The organism is Lamprobacter sp. (assembly GCF_034860625.1).
Classification (GTDB): domain Bacteria; phylum Pseudomonadota; class Gammaproteobacteria; order Chromatiales; family Chromatiaceae; genus Lamprobacter.
In genome coordinates, this window is the sequence record NZ_JAYESN010000431.1 from 1 (window position 1) to 1888 (window position 1888).

Sequence of the window (1888 nt, forward strand, 5' to 3'; positions counted from 1 at the left end):
GGTTCCTTCGGAGGCTGGGTGGCCTAGATCAGGAAGCGGGTCGCCACATGGCTCTTCACTCGGTAGCCGACCGAGATGATGGCGTCGAGGTTGTAAAAGGTCAGGGTTCGCCGAACCCGGCGAGGCTCCTCCTGACGAACTACCGAGAAATCCTCGGTCGTTGCTTTCAGTCTGAGCTCGCCCTCGTCATAGATATTCTTCAGGTGCAGCGAAATGTTGTCGGCGGAACACTGAAACAGCCGTGCCATATCGGCTTGGGTCAGCCAAACCGTCTCGTTCTCTAGGCGGACCTCCAGTTTGACCCGCCCGTCCTCGGCCTCGTAGACGAGGAACTGGCCCTTGGCGTCGTCGTGGGAAGATCGGTCTTTGCTGTTCATTCCTCGCCCAACTCCGTTAAAAGGGCCTGTACTGTCTCAGCCAAGGTTGGCAGAGCCGTCTGGATCGTCGCCCACACCCGTTCATGCGCAATCGCCGCATAACCGTGGATCAACTGGTTGCGAAAGGCAACGATCTCGGGCAGACGTGGCACGCGCTCGGCGAGCACGGGATCGAGCTTCGCGAGCTGGTTGAGCGCCTCGCCGATGATCTCGAATTTGCGCTCCACGGCGGAATGCACCAGGCCGCTTGCGACATAGGCCGACAGATCCAGACCGGCGACGAAACCCTGAATGTCCGCGACAGCCTCGCGGACATCCCACAGATAGGCGCGCGGGTCACGTGGCATAGACCAGCTCCCGGGTCCGTTCGATGTCGGCGCGCACGTAGGGGTTGCGTACAGCCGGGTATTCCACCAGATCGACGCCACGCCCAAGCAGGCGTTCCAACTCGGTTCGGACGCTGAACCAGCCACCCAGATCGGCCTCGGCATCCGGCGCGAACTCCACCAGGAAGTCGGCATCGCTGCGCTCGGGATCAAAATCCGTGCCGCGCGCGGCGGAGCCGAAGACCTCCAGGCGTCGTACCTGGTAGCGCCGGCAGATGTTGGCGATAGCGGAGTGCTGAGTGGCGATCAGGGGGTGCATCGTGACGTTCCCGGAACCTGAGCAAGTCGCCCATTGCGCACGGCATCGATCTGCGCGGCGATCTCGACATCCGCAAGCATCGCGGCTCGCGGCAACGCCTGAGTGTCCTTGAACAGATCCCGGAACCGTTCAGCGAGCGTGGCACCGTCCTTGTCCTCGCAAATCCCCGCCACATCCTCCGATGCTGGAATGGTGAGACCGCCTTTATGTCGAAGCATGCTCGTCGCTCGATTCATTCGTCGTTGGCGGATACTCGTACTTGATGACCCCGTCCTCGGAATAGACCACCGGTAAGCCGTGGCGCCACGCCTTCTCGCGGGCGCGTAGCGCGGCGCGCTGCAGGGCGATTTCGGCATTGACCAGATCGGTGTCGCGTTCGCACGGGACAGCCGGCGCTTGGGTATCGGTCATGGATTGACTCCTTCGTCGAGCAGTTGCGGTTTAGAACCCGCGTTTTCGTAGAGCGCCATGGAGGAAGAGGTGGCTCGCCACGACTCCCCATAAGCTGTTTCAGGTAGCGACAACACTGTTTTCTGGCGTGATCCATCATCAATGCCGACGATGCCGTAGCCAGCTCAACCCTAAAACGATCAGCCCACTGAGCGAGAAGCTCAGCGCTACGACAGCCTTGCCCCAATGCCGGTGCAGATAGGGGCGTGCGGCGTCAAACTGGGCGCTGACCGAGCAACTCCAGCTCTCGTAATCGAAGGAGCCACCGCGCTCGAGGCAGGCGTCGGCGATGTAGGCCTCGTAGCCGTAGTGCAGGCCAAGCAGGAGCAACGGCAGTAACAGCAGGAGGAGGCCGCCGGGTGGCGGGCGGAATGCGGCAGCGGTCATGGAGAGGCTCCGAGTGGGGTGGTTGCGTC

The 1888-nt window shown here is 62.1% G+C and carries 6 protein-coding genes; all 6 read right to left on the reverse strand.

All coding sequences use genetic code 11. The annotated features are described in order from the left end of the window. Positions 1 to 23: 23 nt before the first annotated feature. Complete coding sequence (locus VBE63_RS28455; protein ID WP_323686344.1) at positions 24 to 377, reverse strand: virulence RhuM family protein; 354 nt, start codon at positions 375 to 377, stop codon at positions 24 to 26. Continuing rightward, positions 374 to 724: a DUF86 domain-containing protein gene (locus VBE63_RS28460; protein WP_323686345.1), complete on the reverse strand. Its 351-nt coding sequence runs from the start codon at positions 722 to 724 to the stop codon at positions 374 to 376. Before VBE63_RS28460 ends, VBE63_RS28455 begins: the two co-directional genes overlap by 4 nt. After that, entirely contained in the window at positions 714 to 1022 is a 309-nt protein-coding gene (locus VBE63_RS28465) for a nucleotidyltransferase family protein (RefSeq protein ID WP_323686346.1), read from the reverse strand. Before VBE63_RS28465 ends, VBE63_RS28460 begins: the two co-directional genes overlap by 11 nt. Continuing rightward, a complete protein-coding gene (locus VBE63_RS28470) occupies positions 1010 to 1240 on the reverse strand; it encodes a hypothetical protein (RefSeq protein ID WP_323686347.1) in 231 nt (76 codons plus the stop codon). Before VBE63_RS28470 ends, VBE63_RS28465 begins: the two co-directional genes overlap by 13 nt. After that, positions 1227 to 1433, reverse strand: a complete 207-nt coding sequence (locus tag VBE63_RS28475) for a hypothetical protein (RefSeq protein WP_323686348.1) — start codon at positions 1431 to 1433, stop codon at positions 1227 to 1229. The genes VBE63_RS28470 and VBE63_RS28475 overlap by 14 nt, the downstream gene beginning before the upstream one ends. A gap of 138 nt (positions 1434 to 1571) precedes the next feature. Next, positions 1572 to 1888, reverse strand: a 317-nt coding sequence (locus tag VBE63_RS28480) for a hypothetical protein (protein WP_323686349.1), incomplete at its 5' end; no start/stop codon positions are given.